At 72.3% G+C, this 22,074-nt stretch carries 16 protein-coding genes; 4 read left to right on the forward strand and 12 right to left on the reverse strand.

Annotation, left to right across the window (positions count from 1 at the left end):
• Positions 1-524 precede the first annotated feature (524 nt).
• On the forward strand, positions 525-3,977 hold the full coding sequence (locus OHA55_RS07790) for a DNRLRE domain-containing protein (protein ID WP_266704089.1): 3,453 nt from the start codon (positions 525-527) through the stop codon (positions 3,975-3,977).
• A complete protein-coding gene (locus tag OHA55_RS07795) occupies positions 3,977-4,756 on the forward strand; it encodes a hypothetical protein (protein WP_266704091.1) in 780 nt (259 codons plus the stop codon). Before OHA55_RS07790 ends, OHA55_RS07795 begins: the two co-directional genes overlap by 1 nt.
• Positions 4,757-4,847: 91 nt before the next feature.
• On the opposite strand, the gene OHA55_RS07800 is transcribed toward OHA55_RS07795, so the two are convergent.
• From OHA55_RS07800 to OHA55_RS07830, 7 genes are all read right to left on the reverse strand, one after another.
• On the reverse strand, positions 4,848-5,141 hold the full coding sequence (locus OHA55_RS07800; RefSeq protein ID WP_266704093.1) for a ferrous iron transport protein A: 294 nt from the start codon (positions 5,139-5,141) through the stop codon (positions 4,848-4,850).
• A 188-nt stretch (positions 5,142-5,329) separates the two neighbouring features.
• The gene (locus OHA55_RS07805) at positions 5,330-7,855 is read right to left on the reverse strand and encodes a family 43 glycosylhydrolase (protein ID WP_266704095.1); all 2,526 of its coding nucleotides are present in this window, start codon (positions 7,853-7,855) and stop codon (positions 5,330-5,332) included.
• Positions 7,852-9,381 carry a sulfatase-like hydrolase/transferase gene (locus tag OHA55_RS07810; RefSeq protein WP_266704097.1) on the reverse strand — a complete coding sequence of 510 codons (1,530 nt, stop codon included), beginning with the start codon at positions 9,379-9,381 and terminating at the stop codon, positions 7,852-7,854. The genes OHA55_RS07805 and OHA55_RS07810 overlap by 4 nt, the downstream gene beginning before the upstream one ends.
• Positions 9,378-10,382: an aliphatic sulfonate ABC transporter substrate-binding protein gene (locus tag OHA55_RS07815; RefSeq protein WP_266704099.1), complete on the reverse strand. Its 1,005-nt coding sequence runs from the start codon at positions 10,380-10,382 to the stop codon at positions 9,378-9,380. The genes OHA55_RS07810 and OHA55_RS07815 overlap by 4 nt, the downstream gene beginning before the upstream one ends.
• 58 nt (positions 10,383-10,440) lie before the next feature.
• Positions 10,441-11,211, reverse strand: a complete 771-nt coding sequence (locus OHA55_RS07820) for an ABC transporter ATP-binding protein (RefSeq protein WP_266704100.1) — start codon at positions 11,209-11,211, stop codon at positions 10,441-10,443.
• The gene (locus OHA55_RS07825) at positions 11,208-12,065 is read right to left on the reverse strand and encodes an ABC transporter permease (RefSeq protein WP_266704102.1); all 858 of its coding nucleotides are present in this window, start codon (positions 12,063-12,065) and stop codon (positions 11,208-11,210) included. The genes OHA55_RS07820 and OHA55_RS07825 overlap by 4 nt, the downstream gene beginning before the upstream one ends.
• On the reverse strand, positions 12,062-13,327 hold the full coding sequence (locus OHA55_RS07830; protein ID WP_266704104.1) for an ROK family protein: 1,266 nt from the start codon (positions 13,325-13,327) through the stop codon (positions 12,062-12,064). The genes OHA55_RS07825 and OHA55_RS07830 overlap by 4 nt, the downstream gene beginning before the upstream one ends.
• Positions 13,328-13,461: 134 nt before the next feature.
• Here OHA55_RS07830 and OHA55_RS07835 point away from each other — a divergent pair, with 134 nt between their 5' ends.
• Positions 13,462-13,746, forward strand: a complete 285-nt coding sequence (locus OHA55_RS07835) for an OsmC family protein (protein ID WP_266704106.1) — start codon at positions 13,462-13,464, stop codon at positions 13,744-13,746.
• A gap of 42 nt (positions 13,747-13,788) precedes the next feature.
• Here the strand turns inward: OHA55_RS07835 and OHA55_RS07840 are convergent, their stop codons facing one another.
• The 5 genes from OHA55_RS07840 to OHA55_RS07860 form a co-directional block, all read right to left on the reverse strand.
• Positions 13,789-16,689 (reverse strand): DUF5682 family protein, encoded by a 2,901-nt coding sequence (locus OHA55_RS07840; RefSeq protein ID WP_266704108.1) that lies wholly within the window; start codon positions 16,687-16,689, stop codon positions 13,789-13,791.
• Positions 16,690-16,730: 41 nt separating this feature from the next.
• Positions 16,731-17,855, reverse strand: coding sequence for an AAA family ATPase (locus tag OHA55_RS07845; RefSeq protein ID WP_266704109.1), 1,125 nt, complete (start codon positions 17,853-17,855; stop codon positions 16,731-16,733).
• A gap of 47 nt (positions 17,856-17,902) precedes the next feature.
• Positions 17,903-19,336: a VWA domain-containing protein gene (locus OHA55_RS07850; RefSeq protein ID WP_266710471.1), complete on the reverse strand. Its 1,434-nt coding sequence runs from the start codon at positions 19,334-19,336 to the stop codon at positions 17,903-17,905.
• A gap of 83 nt (positions 19,337-19,419) precedes the next feature.
• Positions 19,420-20,817: a hypothetical protein gene (locus OHA55_RS07855; RefSeq protein WP_266704111.1), complete on the reverse strand. Its 1,398-nt coding sequence runs from the start codon at positions 20,815-20,817 to the stop codon at positions 19,420-19,422.
• Positions 20,817-21,338 (reverse strand): hypothetical protein, encoded by a 522-nt coding sequence (locus OHA55_RS07860; protein WP_266704113.1) that lies wholly within the window; start codon positions 21,336-21,338, stop codon positions 20,817-20,819. The genes OHA55_RS07855 and OHA55_RS07860 overlap by 1 nt, the downstream gene beginning before the upstream one ends.
• Before the next feature lie 349 nt (positions 21,339-21,687).
• Between OHA55_RS07860 and OHA55_RS07865 the strand changes: the two genes are divergently transcribed.
• The gene (locus tag OHA55_RS07865; protein WP_266704115.1) at positions 21,688-22,071 is read left to right on the forward strand and encodes an acyl carrier protein; all 384 of its coding nucleotides are present in this window, start codon (positions 21,688-21,690) and stop codon (positions 22,069-22,071) included.
• Positions 22,072-22,074 lie beyond the last annotated feature (3 nt).

Consider the following 22,074-nt stretch of genomic DNA (forward strand, 5'->3'; position numbering starts at 1 on the left):
TCGTCAAATCAGGGAGCCAGCAGGTGATTTCACTCACGCAACAATTTCCGCCATCCTCTCTTTACCGTTCCTATGCCATGGATTGCGAAATGAGGGCCCAGTACGTCAAAGACCGTCCGCTATGCGAACAAAGCAGAGTTCTCGACATGCACAGGACATCCCAGAGAGCCTTTTGTGCCGTTTTATGCGTAAATGCGGACTTCCATCACCGGCCCGAGGCCCCTCGGGGAGGGAATGGCCCCCGCTCGGCGACTGCAGCGCGGGTCAGGGGATGAACGAAGGGTGACGAACACGGGACGGCCACATCTGTGGATGCCCGGTGCTCCGTCCGGCATGCTTCTCACTCGCCCCACCTCTCACAAACGGTCTCCGTTCACCGGACGGAGCCGACAAAGGGCGGGGTCTACTGAAAAGTTGACGGCGCACGCACTCCGGAACGCCCGGGTCAATACGGCTGGACAGCCGCCGGGACATGTCCTCCGGGGGATGACGCGCGCCGTTTTTGGGGGAGGGAATCCAGCACCGTGGAACGTCGTCGACCAAGCCGGGCAACCGTCCGGCGCACCGCGGCGGGAGTGGCGGCACTCGTCGCCGCCGGCCTCGGTTTCGCCATGCTCGGGCCCGCCCCCGATGACCCGGTGCGGGAGTCCGCCGCGCCGGTCACGCCCGCCACCGCCCCGCTCGACGAGAACGGCGCGCAGAAGCAGGCCGTCCGCACCGGCAAGCGCGTCGAGGTGACCGCCCTGCGCGACGCCACCTCCACGACCTTCGCGCTGCCGAACGGCAGCTTCGAACTCACCGCGCACGGCGCTCCGGTACGCGCGAAGGTCGACGGGGTCTGGAAGCCGCTGGACTCCACCCTGGCCCGCACGGAACGGGGTTGGGAGCCCAAGGCCGCCTCCGACCCCGTGGTGTTCTCGGCGGGCGGAGGCGCCCGCACCGGCGGGAGGAGCAAGGGCGGTTCCGGCGGGGCGAAGCAGGCGTCGTTCACCGTGTCGCGCGCCTCGGCCGTCACGCCGGTGGCCGACGACTCCGCCTCGTTCCAGGATCTCGTCACCCTCAGCTCGGGCGGTCACGAGATCACCATGAGCTGGCCGGGCGAGCTCCCGACGCCCCGGATCGACGGCGACACCGCCCTCTACCCGGGCGTGCTCGACGGCGTCGACCTGCTGCTGACCGCGCGGGACAGCGGCTTCACGCACGTCCTGGTCGTGCACGACGCCGAGGCCGCGGCGACGCTGGCCGACGCGGACCTGTCGTACCGCCTCAGCTCTCCGGACCTCTCCTTCCACCTGGACGCGGTGACGCACGCGGTCACCGCGCAGGACGAGGCGGGTGCGGAGATCGCGGTCTCGCCGACCCCGTTCCTCTGGGACTCCGCGGGCCGTCCGGCCCTGACGGAGGGCGAGGACCCCGACGCGCCCGAGGCCCCCGAGCCCGGCGTCGACCCCTCGCCGTCCTACTCCGAGGAGCCCGGCACGGAGTCCAGCGAGGCCCCGGCCGACCCGGACGCCCCCGAGAGCGACGACACCGCCGCCCCGGAGAGCGCCTCCCCCTCGCCGTCCGCGCCCCAGGACGCTCCGTCCGCCGGTACCGCCGAGCAGTCGTCCTACGGCTCCGCCCGCTCGGGCGGAGCCGTCTCCCGCGCTTCCTTCCGCTCCGCCGACGCGACGGACGTACTCGACCTGCCCGGTCTCGCCGGTCCGCAGATCGGGGCGCACAGCGCGGTGGGCACCGCCGCCCTCACGGGTGAGGGGACGGCCGAGGCCACCTTGGCCATCACGCCGGACAAGGCGCTGCTGACCAGCGAGAAGACGGTGTTCCCCGTCTTCATCGACCCCTCGATCACCGGCAAGACGAAGAACTGGACGACGACGTACAAGAAGTACCCGACGTCCAGCTTCTACGACGGCGCCAACTACAACACCGGCACCACCGAGGCGCGCGTCGGCTACGAGTCGACCACCGGCGGCCTGTCCCGTTCCTACTTCCGGCTCGGCTGGACGTCCAGCATCAAGGGCGCCACCGTCACCAAGGCCGACCTCCGCCTCTACGAGACGTACAGCTGGTCCTGCTCCGCCCGCGAGATGCAGGTCTGGCGCACCGGCGGCATCTCGTCCTCCACGACGTGGAACAACCCGCCGTCGAAGTCCGCGGAGATCGGCACGAAGTCCTTCGCCAACGGCTGGAGCTCCTCCTGCCCGGACTCGTACGTGATCTACGACGGCAAGTCCGTCGCGCAGGACGCGGCGGACGGCGGCTGGACCAACTTCACCATCGGCCTCCAGGCGACCACCGAGGACTCCTCGTACTCCTGGAAGAAGTTCAAGGCCGAGGGCGAGTCCGCCCCGAAGATCGTGATCACCTACAACCGCAAGCCGGCCGAGCCCACCAGTCTCGACATCTCCCCCGGCACCGGCTGCGACTCGGTCAGCCCGTACCCCTCGGTGGGTCTGAGCGACGTGACGCTGGCCGCCAAGTCCTCCGACCCGGACGGCGACCTGAAGTACCTGGACTTCGAGCTCTGGCAGTCCGGCAGCACCACCAAGATCTACGACGGGAACCGGACGGTCGACTCGAACGGTGCGGCGAGCGTCGTCATCGACGGTGCGGACGGCACGGCGAGCGAGTTCACCAACGGCAAGACGTACTACTGGCGGGTGAGGGCGCTCGACTCGTCGGGAGCCGCGTCCACCTACGGGCCGCCGACCACCGCCAACTGCGGCTTCGTCTACGACTCCTCGGCGCCCAACTCGCCGGAGATCACCTCCACCGACTACCCGGAGGACGACGGCAACGGCACCAACTGGAGCAAGGTCAAGTTCGGCACCACCGGCAAGTTCACCTTCAGCGCGGCCGGTTCGACGGACACGGTGAAGTACCTGTACTCGGTGAACTCGTCCAGCCTCAGCAAGACCACCGCGACCGTCGCCGCCGGCGGTTCCGTGACAGTGGCGATCCCGCCGCTGTCCTCCGGGCCCAACATCCTCTACGCCAAGGCCGCCGACGCCTCCGGCAACACCTCCTCCACCGCCACGAAGTACCTCTTCTACGTCACCCCGCGCGACGCGGCGGACAAGGCCGGCGACGTGACCGGGGACGGGGTAGCCGACCTCTATCTGCTCGACGCCACCGGTGACCTGCGCCTCTACCCGGCCACCACCACCGGCGACATCCACGTCTCGCTCCAGGCCGCCCACCACGACGGCATCAGTCTGGAGGCCGACCTCGACGAGGACGGTGTGTCCGACGGCGGCACCTACTGGCTCGACGCGGCCGGAAAGCCCTCGTTGATCACCCACAACGGTGACTTCCTGCCCGGCGACGGCATCCAGGACGTCGTCGCCCGGACCGGCGACGGAAAGCTCTGGATCTACCGCGGCGACGGCTACGGCAGCGTGGACGTCGACCAGCGCACCGAGGTGTGGCTGCCCTCCAACGCCCCCGACCCGTCGACGTTCAGCCAGATCCTCGCGACCGGCGACATCACCGGCGACAAGCGCCCGGAGCTCTTCGCGACCTCCGGTGACGCCCTGTGGGTCTTCTCGGGCTACACCGGCGGCACCTTCCAGACCGCGACCCGGCTTGCCGCCACCACCTGGGCCGACCGCGACCTCGTCAACGTCGGCGACTACAACGGCGACGGCGTCGCCGACCTGGTCTACCGGACCTTCGTCAGCGACCGGCTGCTGCTGCGCATCGGCAAGGCGGACGCGGCGGGCGGCACCAGCCTGACCTCGCTCTCCAGCGCGGTGAACTCCGCGACCGGAGTGGACGCAGAGTTCGGTACGGGCTGGAGCCTGGCGAACATCCCGCTGATGACGGGCACCCCGGACGTCAGCGGCGACGGCATCCCCGACATCTGGGCGCTCATGGCGGACGGTACGGTCCGCTTCTACAAGGCCACGGCCACCTGGGGCGGCACCCCCACCACCGTCATCAGCGGTGGCTGGGAGAACAAGATGGCGATGGGCTGATGATCATCCCGCCCGAGGACCAGGACCGTACGGAGGACGACACGATGAAGCGGTACGCACGTGGGCCGGCCGGCCGCCGGATCACCGCCTGCGCGGTGTCGGCAGCGGCCCTGGTCCTCGCGACGGGATGCACCGTCAGCGGCAGCAGCGGCGGAGGCGGGGCGGGCATCCAGCGCCAGGGCGCGCCCAGCCCCGCCGCCACCGGCCCCGGCGGCCTCGGCGCGAAAGCGCTGAAGACCGACAGCGTCCCCGGAGCCACGGTCACCACCCCGACCGGCGCCCAGGCCCCCCGGCCCAAGGACGTCCAGGCCGACAAGCCGTGCGGGCCCCTGGCCCGCGCGGTCGCCGGCACCGCCCTCGGCGCCCCGAAGGACACCGTGGTGCGCCGGGTCACCGGCGAGGGCCTCGTCACCACGGTCACCCTCGCCCTCTACCAGGACGAGGAGAAGGCCACCGCCGCGATGACCGCACTCTCCGACGCCGCCGACGCCTGCGCCCACGGCTTCACCCTCAAGGTCTCCGGCACCGAACACCAGGTCACCGCCGCGGCCCGCGAACTGGCACCCCCCGGCGCCGACCAGGCCATGGGCTTCGGGATCACCCGACGCACCGGCCGGAGCGGCACCGAGACCACCGAGAAGATCGCCGTCATGCGCCGCGGCTCCACCATCGCCCTCTTCACCACCACCGCCGACACGGCCAAGGGCACGGCCAAGGCCCCCACGGACCTCGCCGTACCCCCCGCCGTCGTCGACACCCAGTCCGTGGCCCTGGCCTGAACCGGCCCCCGGCCTGCCCTCCGGGCCCGCACCCCACCAGGTGCGGGCCCGGAGCCGTACCCGGGGTGAGGGGAACGCCAACGGCGCGAGGTCAGCCGTCCTGCTCGGTCCTCAGATACCTGCTCCAGATCCGCGCCTCGTAGTAGGGTCCGCAGCCTTCGCTGTCCCTCTGCGAACGGTCGAACCGGATCCAGTACGCCAACTCCCCTTCCGCCGCGTCCGGGTGCTCCACCGGAGCCGGAGGGAACAGGTCGTCGACCGTGCCGCGGAACTCCACGGGCCAGGGGCCGGCCCACTCCGGGGACTGGACGACCCGGACCCGGGTACCGGACGGCCAGGCGCTCTCGGGCCATCCCTCCGGAGGGGTCCCCGACTCGTTTTCCATCCCCACCTCTTCTTGGTCGTCCGTGCGAACCGACGCGCCCGGCAGGGTCGTCGGGAGCGCATCGGGGGACCCTACCTCCGGCTGCCCCCGGTCGACCGGGAATTCCGGGGCGGCCCCGGACGCGGAGAAGCGCCCGTACCCCGAGGGGTGCGGGCGCTTCTCCTCACCTGCCGGAGGCAGTGGTCAGGTCACCTCTTCGCCCGACCGGGCTTCACCGCGGGCTTCCCGTGTCCGGGCTCCGAGGGAGAGTTGCCGTGCCGGGACTTCCCCGGCTTCGCCGGTGCGACGGTGGCCGCGGCGGGCCCGTAGGTCCGTACGTAGTCGAAGTCGGCCACCGCGCCGGTGTGGTTGTCGGAGATGAGCCCGATCCTGAGGTCGCCCTTGACCGGCAGCGTCCACACCCCGCTCAGCGTCCAGTGCACGCCGTCGCGGCTGGAGGAGGCACGGACCTCGTGTTCCTGGTTCGCGGTGTCGAGGTGGTGGGTGAGCCGCAGCCAGAGGGTGTCGGCGGTCGGGCCGCCGAACATCGGTGCGTTGGCGACCGCGGTGGGCGGGGTGGTGGTGGGGCGTTCGCCCTCCTTGCCGAACTCGGTGACGTGGAGCATGGCTCCGTTGCCGTTGTTGAGCGGCAGCACCGAGTGGGTGAGCTTGAACCAGCGGTCGTCGTTCTCGTAGAGCACCAGCCCGGCCTGCTGGGCGTTGGTGGTGGGGGTGAAGTGGAGCTTGGTCTCCACCGTGTAGTCGCCCGTGGGTGCGGGGCGCAGCAGGACCGGGGCGGTGTTGTCGCCGAGGTAGAGCTCGGTGTTGGAGGTGGGCCAGGAGAGCGCGCCGTTCGCCGTGGTGGTGCCGGCGGCGGGGCCGCGTACCCAGCTCCAGGCCGATTCGGCCGTGGTGCCGGGGAGCGTCGTGGTGTCGAACTCGTCGCTGTAGGCGGGGAGCAGGGCTCCGGGCTGGGCGACGGGGGCCCGCCGGGTGACGGGGGTGTAGAGCGCGGTGGCCCCGACGTTGTCGGCCTCGGCTCCGGCTCCCTTGGCGGCGGCGGAGACCGATCCGGCGTGGACGGCGGCGGCGGGCAGGGTGCGGGTCTGCTCGGCGACGGGGTCGCGGAGCCGGTCGCCGGTGACCTCCACGGTGAGCCGGGTGCCCCGGATCTCGGCGGAGACGGTGTGCCAGGTGTTCCAGGAGAACCCGGTGGGCAGGGCGCTCACCTGGTCCGGCTGGGTGACACCCTTCACGCGGACCTCGGTGACCAGGGCGTTCTTCGCCCGGTCCAGCCAGACGGCGACCCGGTTGTCGGCGTCGGTCTGGGCGAGGGTGAGGCCCGCCGCGCCTGTGTCGGCGGTGACCCGGAGGTCCGCCTCGGCGCGGACGGCGGCGGGGGCGGTGCCGGTGGAGACCAGGTAGCCGGTGGCGGTGGAGCCTGTCGCGGGTGCGTAGCGGACGTAGCCGTGGCCGTCGGTCTCGGTGGCTGTGGTCCAGCCGGCCGGGGTGGCGCCCTGGGTGCGCCAGCCGGTGAGGCCGGTCTCGAAGGTGCCGCCGGCGCTCCAGGTGGTGACCGGTGCGGCGGTCGGGGTGTCCGAGGGGCCCGTACCGGCCCGGACGACGGGCCAGCCGTCGATCCAGTCGAGCCGGTCGACCAGCATCGGGCGCCGGGACAGCTTGAGGGTGCCGCCGGAGGCCGGGGCGAGGTCGGGCGACTCGGCGGGGATGCCGTGGTAGACGAGCCAGTCCTGCCCGGAGAGATCGGTCTGGATGGCGTTGTGGCCGGGGCCGATCCACCGGTCGCCGTTGGCTCCGACGACCACGCCGCCCTTGCTGCCGAGGGCCATCAGGTCGGTGCCCTCGTCGTCGGTGAAGGGGCCGGTGGGGCTGGTGGAGCGGCCCGCCTTCACCTGGTAGCCGCTGTAGGCGCCGTCGCAGCAGCCCGCGTCCGAGTAGAAGAGGTAGTAGTAGCCGTCGCGCCGGACGACGAACCCGCCCTCGACCCGCCGGCCGCGCGCGACCTGGGTGACGGCGCCTTCGACGCGGGTGCGGTCCCCGTTCATCTTGGCGACGCAGATGGTGTCGTAACTGCCCCAGTAGAGGTAGGGAGTTCCGTCGGTGTCGGTGAACTGTGCCTGGTCGATGCTGCCGGTGGGGCAGCCGCTGGGCGTGGGCAGCACCGCGCCCTTGTCGGTCCACGGGCCGGTGGGCGTCGGGCCGGTGACCAGGCCGACGGTGCCGCGGCCGGGGACGGAGTAGTAGAGGTAGTACTGCCCGAAGGCGTAGTGGATGTCCGGCGCCCAGAGCCGCGAGCCCTGGAGCCAGGCGGGCCGGGTCTCGGGGGTGAAGACCTCACCGGCGTACGTCCAGTTCACCATGTCCGGGGAGCGCAGGATCGGCAGGATGCGCTCCCCGTCCTCGCCCTGGGACTGGAAGACGGGGTTCTGGGTGCCGTAGGCGTACCAGTAGCCGTCCTTGCCCCGGATCATCGTGGGGTCGGGGAAGGTGTCGACGGTCCCGGTGGTGACGGGGTTGGTGTACGTGGCGGGGGCGGCGGCAGCGGTCTGGGAGGCACGGCGGGCCTGCCCGGCGGGCCGGCTCTGCTGCCCGTGGGCCGCGTCGGCCCCGTAGGAGGGGGCGGTGGCCAGGGTGAACAGGCAGATCAGGGCCGCGGCGGGGGCTGCCCAGCGCGGCAGCCGGTGTGGCCGTGCGGTCGTGCGGGTGCGTCTCATCGGGTCTCCGTGGTCTCCGTGGCCGTCGCGCCCACCGGGCGGGGACGGGCCGGTGCGGTCGGGGTGGTGCCGTCCGGTTCGAAGGAGCTGAGGGTCACGTCGATGTCGGAGCCGCCGATGTCGTACATCGACGTCATCCAGTGGTAGAAGTTGTCGCCGCGGTCGCGCAGCAGCGTGTAGAGCCGCTGCATCAGCCGGTCGCGTACGCCCGTCGACCCGGGGTGCTCGTAGCGGTTCTCCAGCTCGTGGGGGTCGTCCACGAGGTCGTACAGCTCGTTCACGGACTCCGGGTTGACGACCAGCTTGTAGCGGTCGTCGCGGATCATCCGCTGCGGGTACGGGAAGTGGTGGCCGTGGAACTCGGCCACCAGCTCCGGTGCCCAGTCGGGGTGTTCGCCGCGCACCAGCGGGAGCAGGGAGCGGCTGTCCACGGCCTGGGAGGGGTCGGCCCCGGCCAGGTCGAGCAGGGTCGCGGTGCAGTCGGTGAGGTTGACGAGTTCGTCGCGCACCTGGGGCGCCGCGCCGGGGACGCGCACGATCCCGGGGATGCGGTAGATGTCCTCGTACATCGCCGGGCCCTTGTCGTGCAGCCGGTGGGCGCCGGTGAACTCGCCGTGGTCGGCGGTGAAGAAGACGGACGTGCCGTCCTGAAGGCCGAGTTCGTCCAGGCGGGTCAGGATGCGCCCGATCTGCTCGTCGATGAGGGTGACGTAACCCCAGTAGACGGCGATGAGTTTGCGGCTGACCTCCAGCGGCATGGTGTCGAAGGCCCAGTGCGCGCTGTAATTGGCCTGTACCGGCGGCTTGTTCTCGAAGGTTTCCGCGATCGACGGCGGCAGCTCGACGAGTTCGGGGTCGTAGAGGTCGAAGTAGGAGTCGGGCAGCAGATAGGGCAGGTGCGGGCCGAAGAAGTGGGTGGCCAGGAAGAACGGCCGCCCGTCCGCCGCGTACTTCTCCAACTGCTCGATGGCGCGGGTGGCGAGGTAGTACTCGAACGTCGCCTCCACCGGCTGGTGCAGCCGGGCCGCCAGCAGGTTCCCGGGGTTGCCGGCCGGTGCCGTCCCCCGGATGTGGTCCGAGATGCGGTACGGGGGCAGGCCCCGCTCCTCCAGGTAGGCGAGGTAGTCGGGGTGGTCGACGGGGTTGTGCCAGCCGGGCAGGTCGGGGCCGTCGAAGCCGTAGGAGGCGGCGTTGCGGCGGGTGCCGCCGTGCCACTTGCCGATCAGCCCGAGCTGGTAGTCGCGCTCCCGCAGGGCGGCCGGGAAGGTGAAGACGTCCTCCCGCAGGTCCTCCAGGTAGCCCACGTTCCGCTCGTAGTTGGCGAGCAGCCGGTGGCGGAAGGGGGCCTGGCCGGTGAGCAGGCTGGCGCGGGCCGGGGTGCAGATGGCGGTCGGGGTGTAGAACCGGTCGAAGCGGGTGCCGGCGGCGGCGAGCCGGTCCAGGTTCGGGGTCTTGACGTGCGGGTTTCCGTAACAGCCGAGGGTGTCGACCCGGTGCTGGTCGGTCATGAGGAACAGCAGGTTCACTTGGCGTACGCCTTCGTGTAGAGGTCGCCCTCGTAGTACGTGTCCGACTTCGGCACGGTCTTGAGCTGGCCGGTGGAGACGAAGAACTCGCCGAGGCCGTCCAGCCAGGAGGCGACGGTCCCGTCACCGGTCTTCGCGACCAGGTCCGCGGTGGTCATCGTCTTCACGTTGGCGGCGTCGGCGGCGACCTTGGCGCGGTCGACCTTCAGCAGCTTCGCGGCGGCGTCGATCGCCTCCTCGGGGTGGGCGGCCCGGTAGTCGTTGGCCTGCTGGAGGACCTTGACGACCTTGGTGGTGAGGCCCTTGTCGGTCTTGGTGCCCGAGACGAACGCGGTGGGGAACGCCTTGTCGGAGAAGTCCTTGGTGGAGCCGACCTCGTTGAGGCCGGGCTTCTTCGCCTTGATGGAGTCGATGAGCGGGTACCAGAGGCCGGCGCCGTCGATCTGCCCGGAGACGAAGGCGGAGACGACGGTGGCCGGGTCCATCGGGACCTTCGTGATGTCCTCCGGCTTCATCCCGGCCTTCTGGAGCGCCAGGTTGAGGACCATCTCGCCGGAAGTGCCGGCCGGGACGCCGACCTTCTTGCCCTTGAGGTCCTGGATGGTCTTGATGCCGGGCTGGGCGATGACCCGGTCCGCGTAGGCGAGGGTGTTCACGGCGACGACCTTGGCCTTGCCGGTGGCGGGCAGCCACATCGCGCCGGGGCCTATGTAGCCGAAGTCGAGGGAGCCGCCGCCGAGCGCCTGGATCTGCAGCGGGCCGTTGGTGAAGACGCTGTACTGGGGCGAGAGCCCCTCCTTCTTCCACAGGCCCTGCTGGTCGGCGATGGCGAGCAGGCTGGCGCCGTTGTAGTCGCTGATGTACCCGAAGCGCACCTTGGCGGTTCCGCCGGCGGCGGAGGCGGAACCATCGGCGGAGGAGCCGTCGGAGCAGCCGGTGACGGAGAGTGCCAGGACGGACACGGTGGCGGCGGCCGTGAGGGCGCGCTGGGAGAGACTCATGGCGGAACGATCCTTCGGTGGGTGTGGGTGAGGGGGCGGAGAAGGTGCGGCAGACCGGTCAGGCCGCTGCGGGCTGGTGGTAGACGGCCTGCCAGACGGCGTTGCGGATGTCGGCGAACTCCGGTGAGAGCCGGACCGCTTCGGTGCGCGGGTAGGGCAGGTCGACGTCGATGACCCGGTGGACTCGGCCCGGCCGGGCGGCCATCACGATGACGCGTCCGGCCAGGTACACGGCCTCGTCCACGTCGTGCGTGATGAAGAGGACGGTCCGCCGGTCGCGGCTCCAGGTGTCCAGCAGCTGGTCCTGGAGCTGTACCCGGGTCAGCGCGTCCAGCGCGCCGAACGGCTCGTCCATCAGCAGGACTTGCGGGTCGACGGCGTAGGCGCGGGCGATGGCGCAGCGCTGCTTCATGCCGCCGGAGAGCGTCTTGGGCAGGGCGTCCGCGAAGTCGCCGAGGCCGACGAGTTCGATGGCCCGCTGGGCCCGGGCCTTGCGCTCGGCCGCCGGTACGGAGGCGAGCTTGAGCCCGAACTCGACGTTGCCGCGCACGGTCAGCCAGGGGAAGAGGGCGTACTGCTGGAAGATCACGCCACGTTCGGGGCCGGGGCCGGTGACCGGCTTCCCGTCGACCAGGACGGTGCCGGAGGTGGGTTCGGCGAGTCCGGCGGCGAGGTTCAGCAGGGTGGACTTCCCGCAGCCGGAGGGGCCGACGACGGTGACGAACTCCTCGTCGCCGATGTCCAGCGACACGTCGTCGAGCGCGGTGAAGACCGTGTTCTTGACGGGGTAGGTCCGGGAGACCCCACGGAAGGAGATCTTGGCGTTCATCGGGTTTCCTGCCAGTGGGTGAGGCGTCGTTCGGCGACGAGGAGCAGCCGGTCCATCAGCAGGCCGAGCACTCCGATGGAGATCAGCCCGACGAAGATGGTGGGGAGGTCGTAGTAGAGCTGGGCCTGCTGCATGCGGAAGCCCAGGCCCTCGGGGGCGGCGATGAGTTCGGCGGCGACCAGGGTTCCCCAGGCCGAGCCGAGGCCGATCCGCATGCCGACGAGGATGAACGGCGCGGACGCGGGGACGACGACCTTGAGGAAGATCGTCCCGTCCTTCGCGCCGAGCACCCGTGCCGCGTCGATCAGGGTGCGGTCGACCCCGACGACGCCCTGGAAGGCGGCCAGCACGCTGGAGAGGAAGGCGGCGAGGAAGATCACGAAGATCTTGGGCGTCTCGCCGATACCCATCAGCACGATGGTCAGCGGGATCAGGGCCAGCGGCGGGACGGTGCGGAAGAACTGGACGTACGGCTCCAGCAGGCCCCGGGCCACCGGGTACCAGCCCATCAGGAACCCGACCGGTACGGCGGCCAGGGTGCCCAGCGCGAAGCCGGTCAGCACCCGGCGCACGCTGGCGAGGGCGTCGTCGGCGAGGGTGCCGTCGGCGATCATGTCGCCCGCCCGGGAGACGACCGCGCCGGGGCCGGGCAGCACGTCGTAACCGAGCGGGTTCAGCAGCGCCCAGACGCCGAGTCCCACGGCGAGCGCGATCAGGTTGAGCCCGAGCGAGGAGAGCAGGGCCCGCGGGGAGCGCCTGCCGGTCCGGGCCGTCCGGCCGTCGCCGGGCGGGGCGGACGCGGGGGTCTCGGGGGCGGGGGCTTCCTTGACCAGGGGCCGGGAGGGGGATGTCATGCGTCGTCCTCGGGGAGTGCCGGGCCCGGGTAGCGGGCGAGCAGCGGCGATTCGTGCAGGGCCAGGGCGACGCCGCCGTGCGCGCCGCCCGCTTCGCCGAGCGCGGCGGGGCGCAGCGTCACGCGGTCCCGGGCGAGCGGCAGGACGTGGGCGTCGAGCGCCTCGGCGACCGGGCCGAGCAGGGCCTCCCCCGCCTCGGCGAGTTCACCGCCGAGCACGATCGTGCCGGGACCGAGGGCGCCCACGACGGAGGCGAGTACGGTCCCGACGAAGGTCCCCGCCGTGCGCAGCACCTCCTGGGCGGTCTGGTCGCCGGCCTCCAGCGCGGCGAGGAAGGCGGCGAAGTCCGTGGCGTCGCCGCCCCGTTCGCGGTACGCGGCGAGTACGGCTCCGACGGATGCGACGGTCTCCAGGCATCCGGTGCCGCCGCATTCGCAGGGGCCGCCCGCCGGGTCGGCGGTGATGTGGCCGAGTTCGCCGGCGAGCCCGTCGACGCCCCGGTGCAGGGCGCCGTTGACGACGAGGCCGCCGCCGACACCGTGCGAGAGCCGCAGGTAGAGCACGTCGGGGCTGCCGGCGGCGGCGCCCCAGGTGGCCTCCGCGAGGGCGGCGAGGCGGGTGTTGTTGTCGATGAGCACGGGGGCGCCGAAGCGGCTGGTCAGCAGCTCCACGAGGTCGGAGAGCGCGCCCCCGTGGCCGCCGCCGGGCCGGGTGATCCCGTGGCCGTGCGTCGTGCGTCCGGCCTCGGTCCCGGCCTCCGTCTCCGTACGGCGCACCGGCCCGACGACGCCCACGCCGACCGCCCCGGTGGTGCCGAGGGCGGAGAGTCGCAGCGCTCCTCCGGCCAGCGAGGCGACCAGCTTCTCGGCGAGGTCGACGCGGCCCTCCCAGGGGAGGTCCGGCGGGTGCGGGAGGCTGGCCGAACCGATCATTTCGTGCGCGACGTTGGCGGCGGCCACATGGACCGAGCGGCGTGCGAAGTCGATGCCGAGCGCCTGCCCGGCGGCCGGGTCCAGGGTCAGGTGCTCGACGGGCCGGCCGCGTTTGCGCGGCCCGGGGTCGGCCGCGCCCGGGACCACCGCGCCGCCCGCGACGAGGGTCGCCACGATGTCGTACAGCGTGGTGCGCGAGAGCCCCGAGAGCCGCCCCAGCTCGGCGCGGCTCAACTGCCCGTGCCGGCGCAGCAGGCCGAGCACGCGCTCTTCGTGACCCCGCCTCAGCTGCGCGAGGGGACCTCTGTGGGAGTGCATGGCCCCCAGCATGAGGAGGCCGGAATTTTTTCGTCAACCTCCCGGAAAAATGTTCATGCTGCCGCAATGCGGCGCCGCGTGCTTCCCCCGACGCGGGGCGTCGCGGACCCGGTCAGGATCCGCCGGACACGCTCTACGCTCGGGCCATGACGACTACGCACACCTACGACGTCTCGGTCGAGTGGACGGGCAACCTCGGTTCGGGCACGGACGGTTACGCGTCCTTCAGCCGCGACCACGAGATCCTCGCCGACGGCAAGGACGGGATCGCGGCCTCGTCCGATCCGGCGTTCCGCGGCAACCCTTCCCGCTGGAACATGGTGGAGAAGGCCCGCGCCCTGCACGGCGACGTCCCCGCGCTCTGCTTCATCGCCCGCTCGGTGAACTTCCCCGTCACCCACGAGCCCGTCGTCCACGTCCAGGAGGACTGAGCGGCCCGCGCCCCTGAGGTACCGCGGGCCGCTCCGGCCGTGTCACGCCCCCACGAGCAGCGCCTCCAGCGCACCGGCCGGCTCCGGGTGACGGGCGAGGAGCGCGGCGCCCGCCGGGGCGGGGTCCGCCACCGTCCACGTACCGTCGCAGCCGAGCAGCGCGGCGACCGCGTCGCAGCTCTCCGGGTGCGCGGCGAGCAGGGCGGCACCGGTACGCGCGCCGGTACCGGCTCCGGGGCGCCGGGGCGCCCCCGCCGCCGGGTCCGGCGACTCGCGCCACGGCGGTACGAAAGTGTCCAGCGCGTCCAGCCGGCCGGGAAAGATCCGTCCGGCCTCCCGGATCAGCAGCGGGGCGAGGTCGGCGCCCTCGGCCCGCAGGGTGGTGATGAGCGTCGGCAGCCAGGGCAGCAGCACCCGGTCCGGCAGGCGCGCGAAGGCGTTCGACACGGCCTCCACCACGAAGTCGGCGAGTTGCGGCACCGGCTCCAGGGCGTGCAGGAATCCGCTGAGGTAGCGCGGATAGGCGGGCACCACCAGGGGGTTGCCGAGCAGCCCGTCGCAGCGTTCGCGCAGTTCCTCCCGGGAGAGCTGTCCGAGGTGGGTACGGGCCGCCCACAGCAGGGCCACCCGGGCGGGATCCTCGGGGTGCGCCTGGGCGAGGGCCAGCTCCAGCTGGGTCCGGTCGCAGCCGAGCGAGAGCGCCAGCCCCTCCATGGAGAAGAGGAAGCCGAGCGTGGCGGCGACCTGGCGGCCGGTGGCGTCCTCGTCGTGGAACGCGGTCGGCAGCAGGGTGCAGTAGTGCGCGTAACCGGCCTTGACGAAGGACTCGATCCACGGCGGCAGCACCGGTTCACTGGTGCGGTAGTACGCCAGCAGCCGGCGTATCCGGCTCAGCACCTCGGGGGCGCCGTCCACGCCGCGCTCGCCGGTGAGCACCTCCAGGGCGCGGGCGCCGAGTTCGGCGGCGAGGCGGCCGCCGCGCAGGTGGAGCGTGGCGTCCTCCACCGCCCCGAGCACGATCGCGGCGGTCGCCCGCGGGTCGTACGCGGCCTTCCGCAGCCGCTGTTCCAGGACCTGTTCGATGGTGACGCCCTCGTACCCCAGCTCGATCAGGGCGCGTTGGTTGGTGCCGAGGGCGAGGTCCCAGGACTCCTGGATGGAGCGCTCGCCGAGCCGCCGCTCGCCCATGATGGGCCGGGCGGTGTCCTGGGGCATCAGCCGGCGCAGCATCCAGAGCACGTCGGAGCAGCGCTCCAGCTCGGGTCGGGAGGCCATGTCGAGCAGGGCCCGGCGCACCCCGCGCTGCTGGAGGTCGAGTCCCAGCGGGGCCAGCCGGTCGTGGACGTCGCGGGCGAGCGGCGGCAGCGAGTCGTACCCGACCCGGCCGATCCGGTCGCCGCCCATCATGATCTCCACGAGCCGGCGCACGTCCCGGCGCCCGGGGACGGCGTCCTTCTCGATGCAGGTGACGGCCGCGTCCTGGAAGTCGTACGGGGTGGGGCGGGCCCGGTCGCGCATCCCGGCCAGCAGGATCGAGGTCTCGAAGACGGCGATGGCGTCGGCGGTGGAGGCGAGGTAACCGTTGCGGCGGGCGGCGCGCACGATCTCCACGGACCAGCCGAGGAGTTCGGCCTCGTCCAGGCCGTCGAGTACGGGCGGCAACCGCAGGAATCCGGAGAGCCGGTCGGGGGCCGTGTCCGGCGCCGCGGCGGGTGCGGGAGCCTTGGGGGCGGCTTGCGCGGATCGCTTCGCGGCTTGCGCGGCCTTCTTCGCGCCCGCCTGGCCGGCCAGGCGGTAGGGCTTCACCCGGGTGCGCTTGAGGTTCTTCGTCCACTGGGTCGCGGCGATCGACACCGACCCCGGGGCGAGGCCGAACTGCGCCTCGATGGCCGTGTGGCTGGAGGGGATCAGGCCGTAGCTCCAGACGCTGGCGCTCGGCGGGCTGATCCCGAAGCCGTCGGCGCCCGCGACACCGAACTCGGCGACCCGGCTGGCCGCGTGGAACGCGCCGCAGACGTAGATGCAGTCGGCGGGGTCGGTGCCGGTCTCGGCCAGGTGCGCCCGCATCCGGGTCCACATGTACCGCTCGCGGTCCTCGTCCACGCGCGTACGCCGCGCGTCCTCGGGCGCGAGGCGCCGGAACAGGCTGCCGATCAGCAGCATGACCTGCCGGTACGTGTCGTGGTCGGCGTCGCCGAGCGGGAGTTCGACGTACTGGTGCCACCATTCCGACCAGTGCCGCACCCGCCCGTGGTGCAGCAGGTGCTCCTCCAGTTCGGCGAAGCGCGGGCGCAGGTCGCCGATCTCCACGCCGACCGCGTCACCGTGCAGCGCGGCCTCCTCGTCGGGGGAAGCGGGGGAAGCGGCGGAAGCGGCGGCGGGCGCCGGGGACATGTCCTCGCTCCCGTCCTCCTCGTCGCGCGTCTGCCACTGGAAGACGTGGTCCGACGACCGGTCCACGAGGACGAGTTCGACGCCCGGGGTGTCCAGCGCGTAGGCGATGGCCTGGTACTCGGCGGACGCCTCCGTGATCGGCGCGACCACCGAGAGCGGGGCCCATGCGGCGGGGAAGCCCTCGACCTCGCTCGCGAAGGCCTGCACCGCCACCGGGAGCCGGCAGTTGCGCAGCTCGGTGAGGAGCGGCGCCATGTCCTCGCACAGCTCCAGGTAGACGACCTTCGGCTGCTTCTCGCGCAGCCGGCGCGCCATCGCGGTCGCCGAGGCGGGCGAGTGGTGACAGACCGGGAAGATCTCCAGCGGCTCGCGCACCGCGCGGTCCACGTCGTCGACGAGCCCGAGGAGGATGCCCTCCAGGGCGTCCGGCCCGTCCGCGAAGGCCGTGGCGGCCTCCTTCAACTGGCCCCGCAGCGCGTCGAAACCGGCGTTCCCCCGCTGCCCGGCCGCCGTCTCCGGCACGGTGTTCCCCTCCCTCGTCCCGTACATCCTGGTCACCTCGCCCGCCTCCGGAACTCCGGTCGCTCGCGTCACGAGAGGGTGGCGATCGCGTCCCGGCCGCCCTCCAGGAACTCGGGCCAGGCGCCGCCCTCCTCCTTGCCGCGCGGCTCCACGACCCCGTGCAGGTACTTGTTGAGGATGGCTAGGTCCTCGGGCTCCCGCCGGACCAGCGATCCCACGAGCGAGGAGGCGAGGGTACGGGCGGTGAGTTCCCGCTCCCCGAAGAAGTTGCTGTGCAGGATGGCGTCCTCCAGCACGCCGATCTGCTCGGCGCTGGAGAGCGCGGACTCCAGCTTCTCGTCGTCGCTGCCCGCCGCCGCGGCGGTGGCGCGCAGGTCGGCGAAGCTCTGCAGCAGCACGTCCAGCAGCGTCGGCGGCACGTCCAGCTCGATCCGGTGGCGGCGCAGGAGTTCCTCGGTGCGGAAGCGGACGATCTCGGCCTCGCTCTTCTTGTTCGTCACCACCGGGATGCGGACGAAGTTGAAGCGGCGCTTGAGCGCGGACGAGAGGTCGTTGACGCCCCGGTCGCGGCTGTTGGCGGTGGCGATGACCGAGAATCCGGGCTTGGCGAAGACGATGTTGTCGCCGTCGCCGCCGCTCTCCAGTTCGGGGACGGAGACGTACTTCTCCGAGAGGATGGAGATCAGCGCGTCCTGGACGTCGCTGGTGGAGCGGGTGAGTTCCTCGAAGCGGCCGATGGTGCCGGTCTCCATCGCGGTCATGATCGGCGAGGGGATCATCGACTCCCGGGACTGGCCCTTGGCTATCACCATGGAGACGTTCCAGGAGTACTTGATGTGATCCTCGGTGGTGCCGGCCGTACCCTGCACCACCAGCGTGGAGTTGCGGCTGATGGCGGCGGACAGCAGCTCGGCCAGCCAGCTCTTGCCGGTACCCGGGTCACCGATCAGCAGCAGCCCGCGGTCGGAGGCGAGGGTGACGATGGAACGCTCCACGAAACTGCGGTCGCCGAACCACTTCTGGGCGATCTCGCGGTCGATGCCGTCGGCACGTTCGGAGCCCAGGATGAACAGGCGGACCATCTTCGGCGACAGGCGCCAGGAGAACGGCTTGGGGCCGTCGTCCACCGATTCCAGCCAGTCCAGCTCCTCGGCGTACTTGATCTCGGCGGGGGCGCGCAGCAGGTCGGACATGTCGGGCCTTTCGGGGATCGGGAGGGAGCCGGGCGGGAAGCGCGTGCTCAGGTGAGGAAGTTCTTCAGCTCGTGGACGAGCTTGCGTATGTGGCCGGAGAGGACGGGCGTCCCGAGGTCCTTGAAACGTTCGCGGAACCACGGGTTGACGCTGCCGCGTCCCGCGCTGGTCACGGAGCCCACCGGGATGAACTTGACGCCCGAGCGGTGGAGGGCGGCCATGGACTCGAAGAGCGGCTCGCACCGCCATTCGTAGAAGTCGGAGATCCACACCACGACGGTGTTGCGGGGCTCCGCGACCTTCGGCTGGGCCAGTGCCATGGCGACCGTGCCGTCGGTGCCGCCGCCGAGCTGGGTGCGGAGCAGTGTCTCGAAGGGGTCGTGCACCCAGGGGGTGAGGTCGAGGGCCTTGGTGTCGTACGCGACGAGGTGGACGTCGACCTTGGGCAGTCCGGCGAAGATGGAGGCCAGGATGGTGCAGTTGACCATCGAGTCGACCATGGAACCCGACTGGTCGACCACCACGATCAGCCGCTGGGGCGTGGTCTTGCGCGTGGTGTGGCGGTAGTAGAGGCGGTCGACGTAGAGCCGCTCCTCCTCGGGGCTCCAGTTGGTGAGGTTCTTCCAGATCGTGCGGTCGACGTCGAGGTTGCGGAAGACCCGCTTCGGCGGGACCGAGCGGTCCAGCGGCCCGACGGTCGCCTTCTCCACCTGGGTACGCAGCACCTCGGCGACCTCGTCCACGAACCTCCGGATCAGCGCCTTGGCGTTGGCCAGGGCGACACCGTCCAGGTTGTTCTTGTCGCGCAGCAGCTGTTCGATCAGCGACATGCTCGGGGTGAGCCGGGCGGCGAGCTTCGGGTCGGCGAGCACCTCGCGCAGCCGCATGCGCCGGACGAGATCCGCTTCGAGGGCGCCGAGTTCGGGGCCGATCGCCGGAATCAGCCGGCTGAGGTCGGGGGACGTACCGCCGCCCGATCCGGTGGGGCTCACGCCGGTGCCTCCGGCGGGGCGTCCGCCGCGCAGGGCGCCTGGCTCGCAGCCGAGCGCCCGCTCCAGCCAGCCCGCGTCGGCCTGCCACCGCGACAGCTGCCCGGCGGTGACCGCTCCCCGGCCCGTCGCGAAGACGTTCAGCAGCACCTTCGAGACCAGCGCGGCACGCCGCACCTCGGCGGCCCGGTCCCGGCCGGAAGCGTCCGGCGCGTCGTCCGCGTCGGGGTCCGTACCGGCTCCGGCGTCCGCGGCGAGCAGCCCGTCGAACTCGGCGGCCAGTCCCGGGTGGCGCTGCACGACCGAGTCGACCGAGGCCTGCGGGTCCAGCAGGGCGGGCGGCAGGCCGATGTCCTCGACCACGGCGAGGCTCGCCGACTCCAGCGCCGGCTGCTCCTCGGGGTCGAAGAGCCGGGCGAGGAGCCGCCAGTAGAGGACCTGGCGTCGGTTGTCCTGGGATTCCGCGCCGGGCACACCGTCCGGGGCGGCCATGTCTGCGGGCACACCGTCCGGGGCTCCCTGCACGTCAGGGTCCCCCGTGGCTTCGCGCTGTCCGATGTCGTCCGTCCGTCCGGTCATTTCCGCAGCAGCCTTCCGGCGCGTTCGCGCAGTACGGCCGCCGCGTCGGTGGCGGCCTTCTCGGCCCTGATCCCGGCCTTGTCCGTGGTGCCTCCGGCCCAGGCTCCGGCGTGCACCGCCACCGCTTTCTTCCGCACGGTGGTCTCCACGGCGAGCGGCTGGAGGCGGAACTCCCCCGCGTCCCAGCGGAGCAGTCCGACGCAGGCCCCCGAAGCGAGGACGGCCTCCGGGGTGAGCGGTCCGGCGGCCGGAATCCGGTCCACGTCGACGCCGAGGGTGTGCCCGGCGAAGGCGAACGTCACCGAGCCGTCCTCCCCGGCCGCCGCCGCGTAGCCGTCGACGAAGATGGGCACGGCGACGGCCGTGGGGTGACGGTCCAGCGGGGCGGTCGCCCGGCCGGTCGCGGTGGGCAGGGCGACCCTGGCGGTGGCGAAGGAGTCGGCGGGCTCGCCCGTGCGGGCGTGCCCGGCGCTCCAGATCAGGTCGCCCGCCGCGGTGAGGGGCATGCCGGTCAGTTCGGCCGCGCGCCCCTCGCCCACCGCTGCCAGCAGCGAGAGGTGGGGGCGGAGCAGTTGCCAGAGTCCGGCGCCGACGACCGAGTCGGGCTTGGGCGCCGACACCGACGCCCGCACCAGGAACGGCGTGGAGCCGTCCGCGGGTTCGAACACCGCGTGCACCTGGGCCTGTACGGCGGTGGCGTGCTCCTGCACGTCCACCCCGAGCGGCAGCAGCCGGCCGGTGGCCGGGACGGTCCGCGGGGCGACGATCGCACCGGGCAGGGTGAGCAGCATCGCCCGCGCCCAGAGGTCGGCCCAGCGCCGGACCGGTACCCGTTCCAGGCCGGCTCCCGGGCAGGATGCGGCGAGTTCGGCGGCGAAGCCGTCCAGGAGGGCGGCCAGGCGGCGCAGTTCGGGGTCGTCGAGCATCGCGGAGACGATCCGGGCCGCTCCCTGGACCACCTCGTGGTCGATGCCGCGCCAGCCGCAGCGGGCCAGGTCGCAGAGCCAGGAGCGGGCGGCGACCAGCAGGTTCGCCGGGGTCCCGGCGACGGCGACGGCGGCGGGGGCGGCCGGCGCGGCCGGGGCGCGGCCCGCCGCCTCCTGGGCCCGGGCGGTCAGCGCGTCGTGGGCGGCGCCGAGCAGCGCGGCACGGCCCGCGGCGAGGGCGGTGAAGTGCTCCTCCCCCGCGGCCCCGGTGGCGGCCTTCCCGGCCGCCTCGGCGACCCGGGCGGCGAGCGGGCTGCCGGTGAGGGCGTCCGCGAACTCCGCCAGCGCGGCGGCCTGGGCGGGGGCCGGCCGGAGCAGGCCGGTCACGAGGACTCGGTCGAAGGCGTCGACGGCGGCCAGCGCCTCGTCGAGCCCGTCGATCTCCTGGGCGAGCAGGTCGGCGCGCATCAGGCCGCCACCGCCCCGAGCGGCGAACGGGTCGGCGGGAACCACTGCATCTCGGGCAACGGCAGCCTGGTCGGCGTGAGTTCGAGGTAGGCGAGGTGGTGGAGGAACCGGCTGAAGACGGGCGCGGCGGCCCTGGCGTCCGCCGGTCCGGGGCGGCCCGCCGTCATGGTGGCCGTGATGCCCTGGGCGCTCGGCTCTCCGTCGGCGGGCTCGGCCTTCAGATAGCGGGCCACGCGCTCGGCGCCGTACTGGAGGACCGACTCGTTGACCAGGGCGCGTATGTGGTTGCAGAAGCCGCCCCGCGCCCCGCCGCAGGGGCGGTTGTTGTTGGTGCTGCAGGCGTAGGCGAAGGTCCGCGTCTCGACGGACGAGACGTAGACGCGCTCGATGTCCGACCCGCTGGAGACCACGCCCTGCAACCTGCCGTCGGCGAGTTCCACGAACGGGACCTTGGCGAGCTTGCGCGGCCGGGCGGGCGGGATCACCCGCGCCGTGCTCGACCTCTCCACATCTGACGACACGTCATCTCCTGCGTGTTCGAGGGGCCTTGCGACCCGAGGGGGTTTCCGCGCACAGGGGGGGCCACCGCGTCGCGACGGCGGAAGCGGAACACGACTGAACATACGTGCGCCCACTGACAACGCGACCGGCCCGCGGAGCGCCGCCCCGGGCGCGCCGGGGACACCGCCGGGCACGGCGCCGGATCGTCGCCTCCCAGGTCGCCGCGCCACCCCACCCCCGTTCGCGCCACCCCCCGCCACACGGCCGTATGCGGGGACTCTCGCGTGTCAACCCTGGCGAATCGGTGTTTCGGGGTGACCAGGAGGGCTTGGCGTCGTTGGCGACTGTGTTTGCGCAAGAAACAACTTCATGGAGGACGGCACGATGTACGAGACGCTGACCAGACTGCTGGTCGAGGAGTTCGGGCTGGACGAGGAACAGGTGCGGCCCGACGCGACGGCCCGTCAACTGGAGCTGGACTCCCTCTCCCTGGCGGAGCTGGCGGTGATCATCACCGAGGCCACCGGGGTACGCCTGGAGGACGTGGAGGTGAACCCCGACAGCACCCTGGGGCAGATGGCGGAGGCGTTCGACCGGGCGCTCCCCCCGGGAGCCGCTTCCGCGCCCTCCTCCGCCCCGGACCGCCCCGCGGCCCCGGCCTCCGCGCCCGGCCAGGAACGCCCCACGGCCCCGGCCACGGCTCCCGCGACCTCGTTCGGCCAGGCTCTGCCCGTCGCGCCCGCTCAGTCGTGAAAG

It is taken from the genome of Streptomyces sp. NBC_00102 (assembly GCF_026343115.1).
Classification (GTDB): domain Bacteria; phylum Actinomycetota; class Actinomycetes; order Streptomycetales; family Streptomycetaceae; genus Streptomyces.

Bases quoted from the DNA above. Each gene is read 5' to 3' on its own strand.
- OHA55_RS07820 (WP_266704100.1), bottom strand. From the start codon at position 11,211: ATGAACGCCAAGATCTCCTTCCGTGGGGTCTCCCGGACCTACCCCGTC.
- OHA55_RS07855 (WP_266704111.1), bottom strand. From the start codon at position 20,817: ATGCGCGCCGACCTGCTCGCCCAGGAGATCGACGGGCTCGACGAGGCG.
- OHA55_RS07805 (WP_266704095.1), bottom strand. From the start codon at position 7,855: ATGAGACGCACCCGCACGACCGCACGGCCACACCGGCTGCCGCGCTGG.
- OHA55_RS07865 (WP_266704115.1), top strand. From the start codon at position 21,688: ATGGAGGACGGCACGATGTACGAGACGCTGACCAGACTGCTGGTCGAG.
- OHA55_RS07835 (WP_266704106.1), top strand. From the start codon at position 13,462: ATGACGACTACGCACACCTACGACGTCTCGGTCGAGTGGACGGGCAAC.
- OHA55_RS07840 (WP_266704108.1), bottom strand. From the start codon at position 16,689: ATGTACGGGACGAGGGAGGGGAACACCGTGCCGGAGACGGCGGCCGGG.
- OHA55_RS07845 (WP_266704109.1), bottom strand. From the start codon at position 17,855: ATGTCCGACCTGCTGCGCGCCCCCGCCGAGATCAAGTACGCCGAGGAG.
- OHA55_RS07800 (WP_266704093.1), bottom strand. From the start codon at position 5,141: ATGGAAAACGAGTCGGGGACCCCTCCGGAGGGATGGCCCGAGAGCGCC.
- OHA55_RS07815 (WP_266704099.1), bottom strand. From the start codon at position 10,382: ATGAGTCTCTCCCAGCGCGCCCTCACGGCCGCCGCCACCGTGTCCGTC.
- OHA55_RS07795 (WP_266704091.1), top strand. From the start codon at position 3,977: ATGATCATCCCGCCCGAGGACCAGGACCGTACGGAGGACGACACGATG.
- OHA55_RS07830 (WP_266704104.1), bottom strand. From the start codon at position 13,327: ATGCTGGGGGCCATGCACTCCCACAGAGGTCCCCTCGCGCAGCTGAGG.
- OHA55_RS07850 (WP_266710471.1), bottom strand. From the start codon at position 19,336: ATGGCCGCCCCGGACGGTGTGCCCGGCGCGGAATCCCAGGACAACCGA.
- OHA55_RS07825 (WP_266704102.1), bottom strand. From the start codon at position 12,065: ATGACATCCCCCTCCCGGCCCCTGGTCAAGGAAGCCCCCGCCCCCGAG.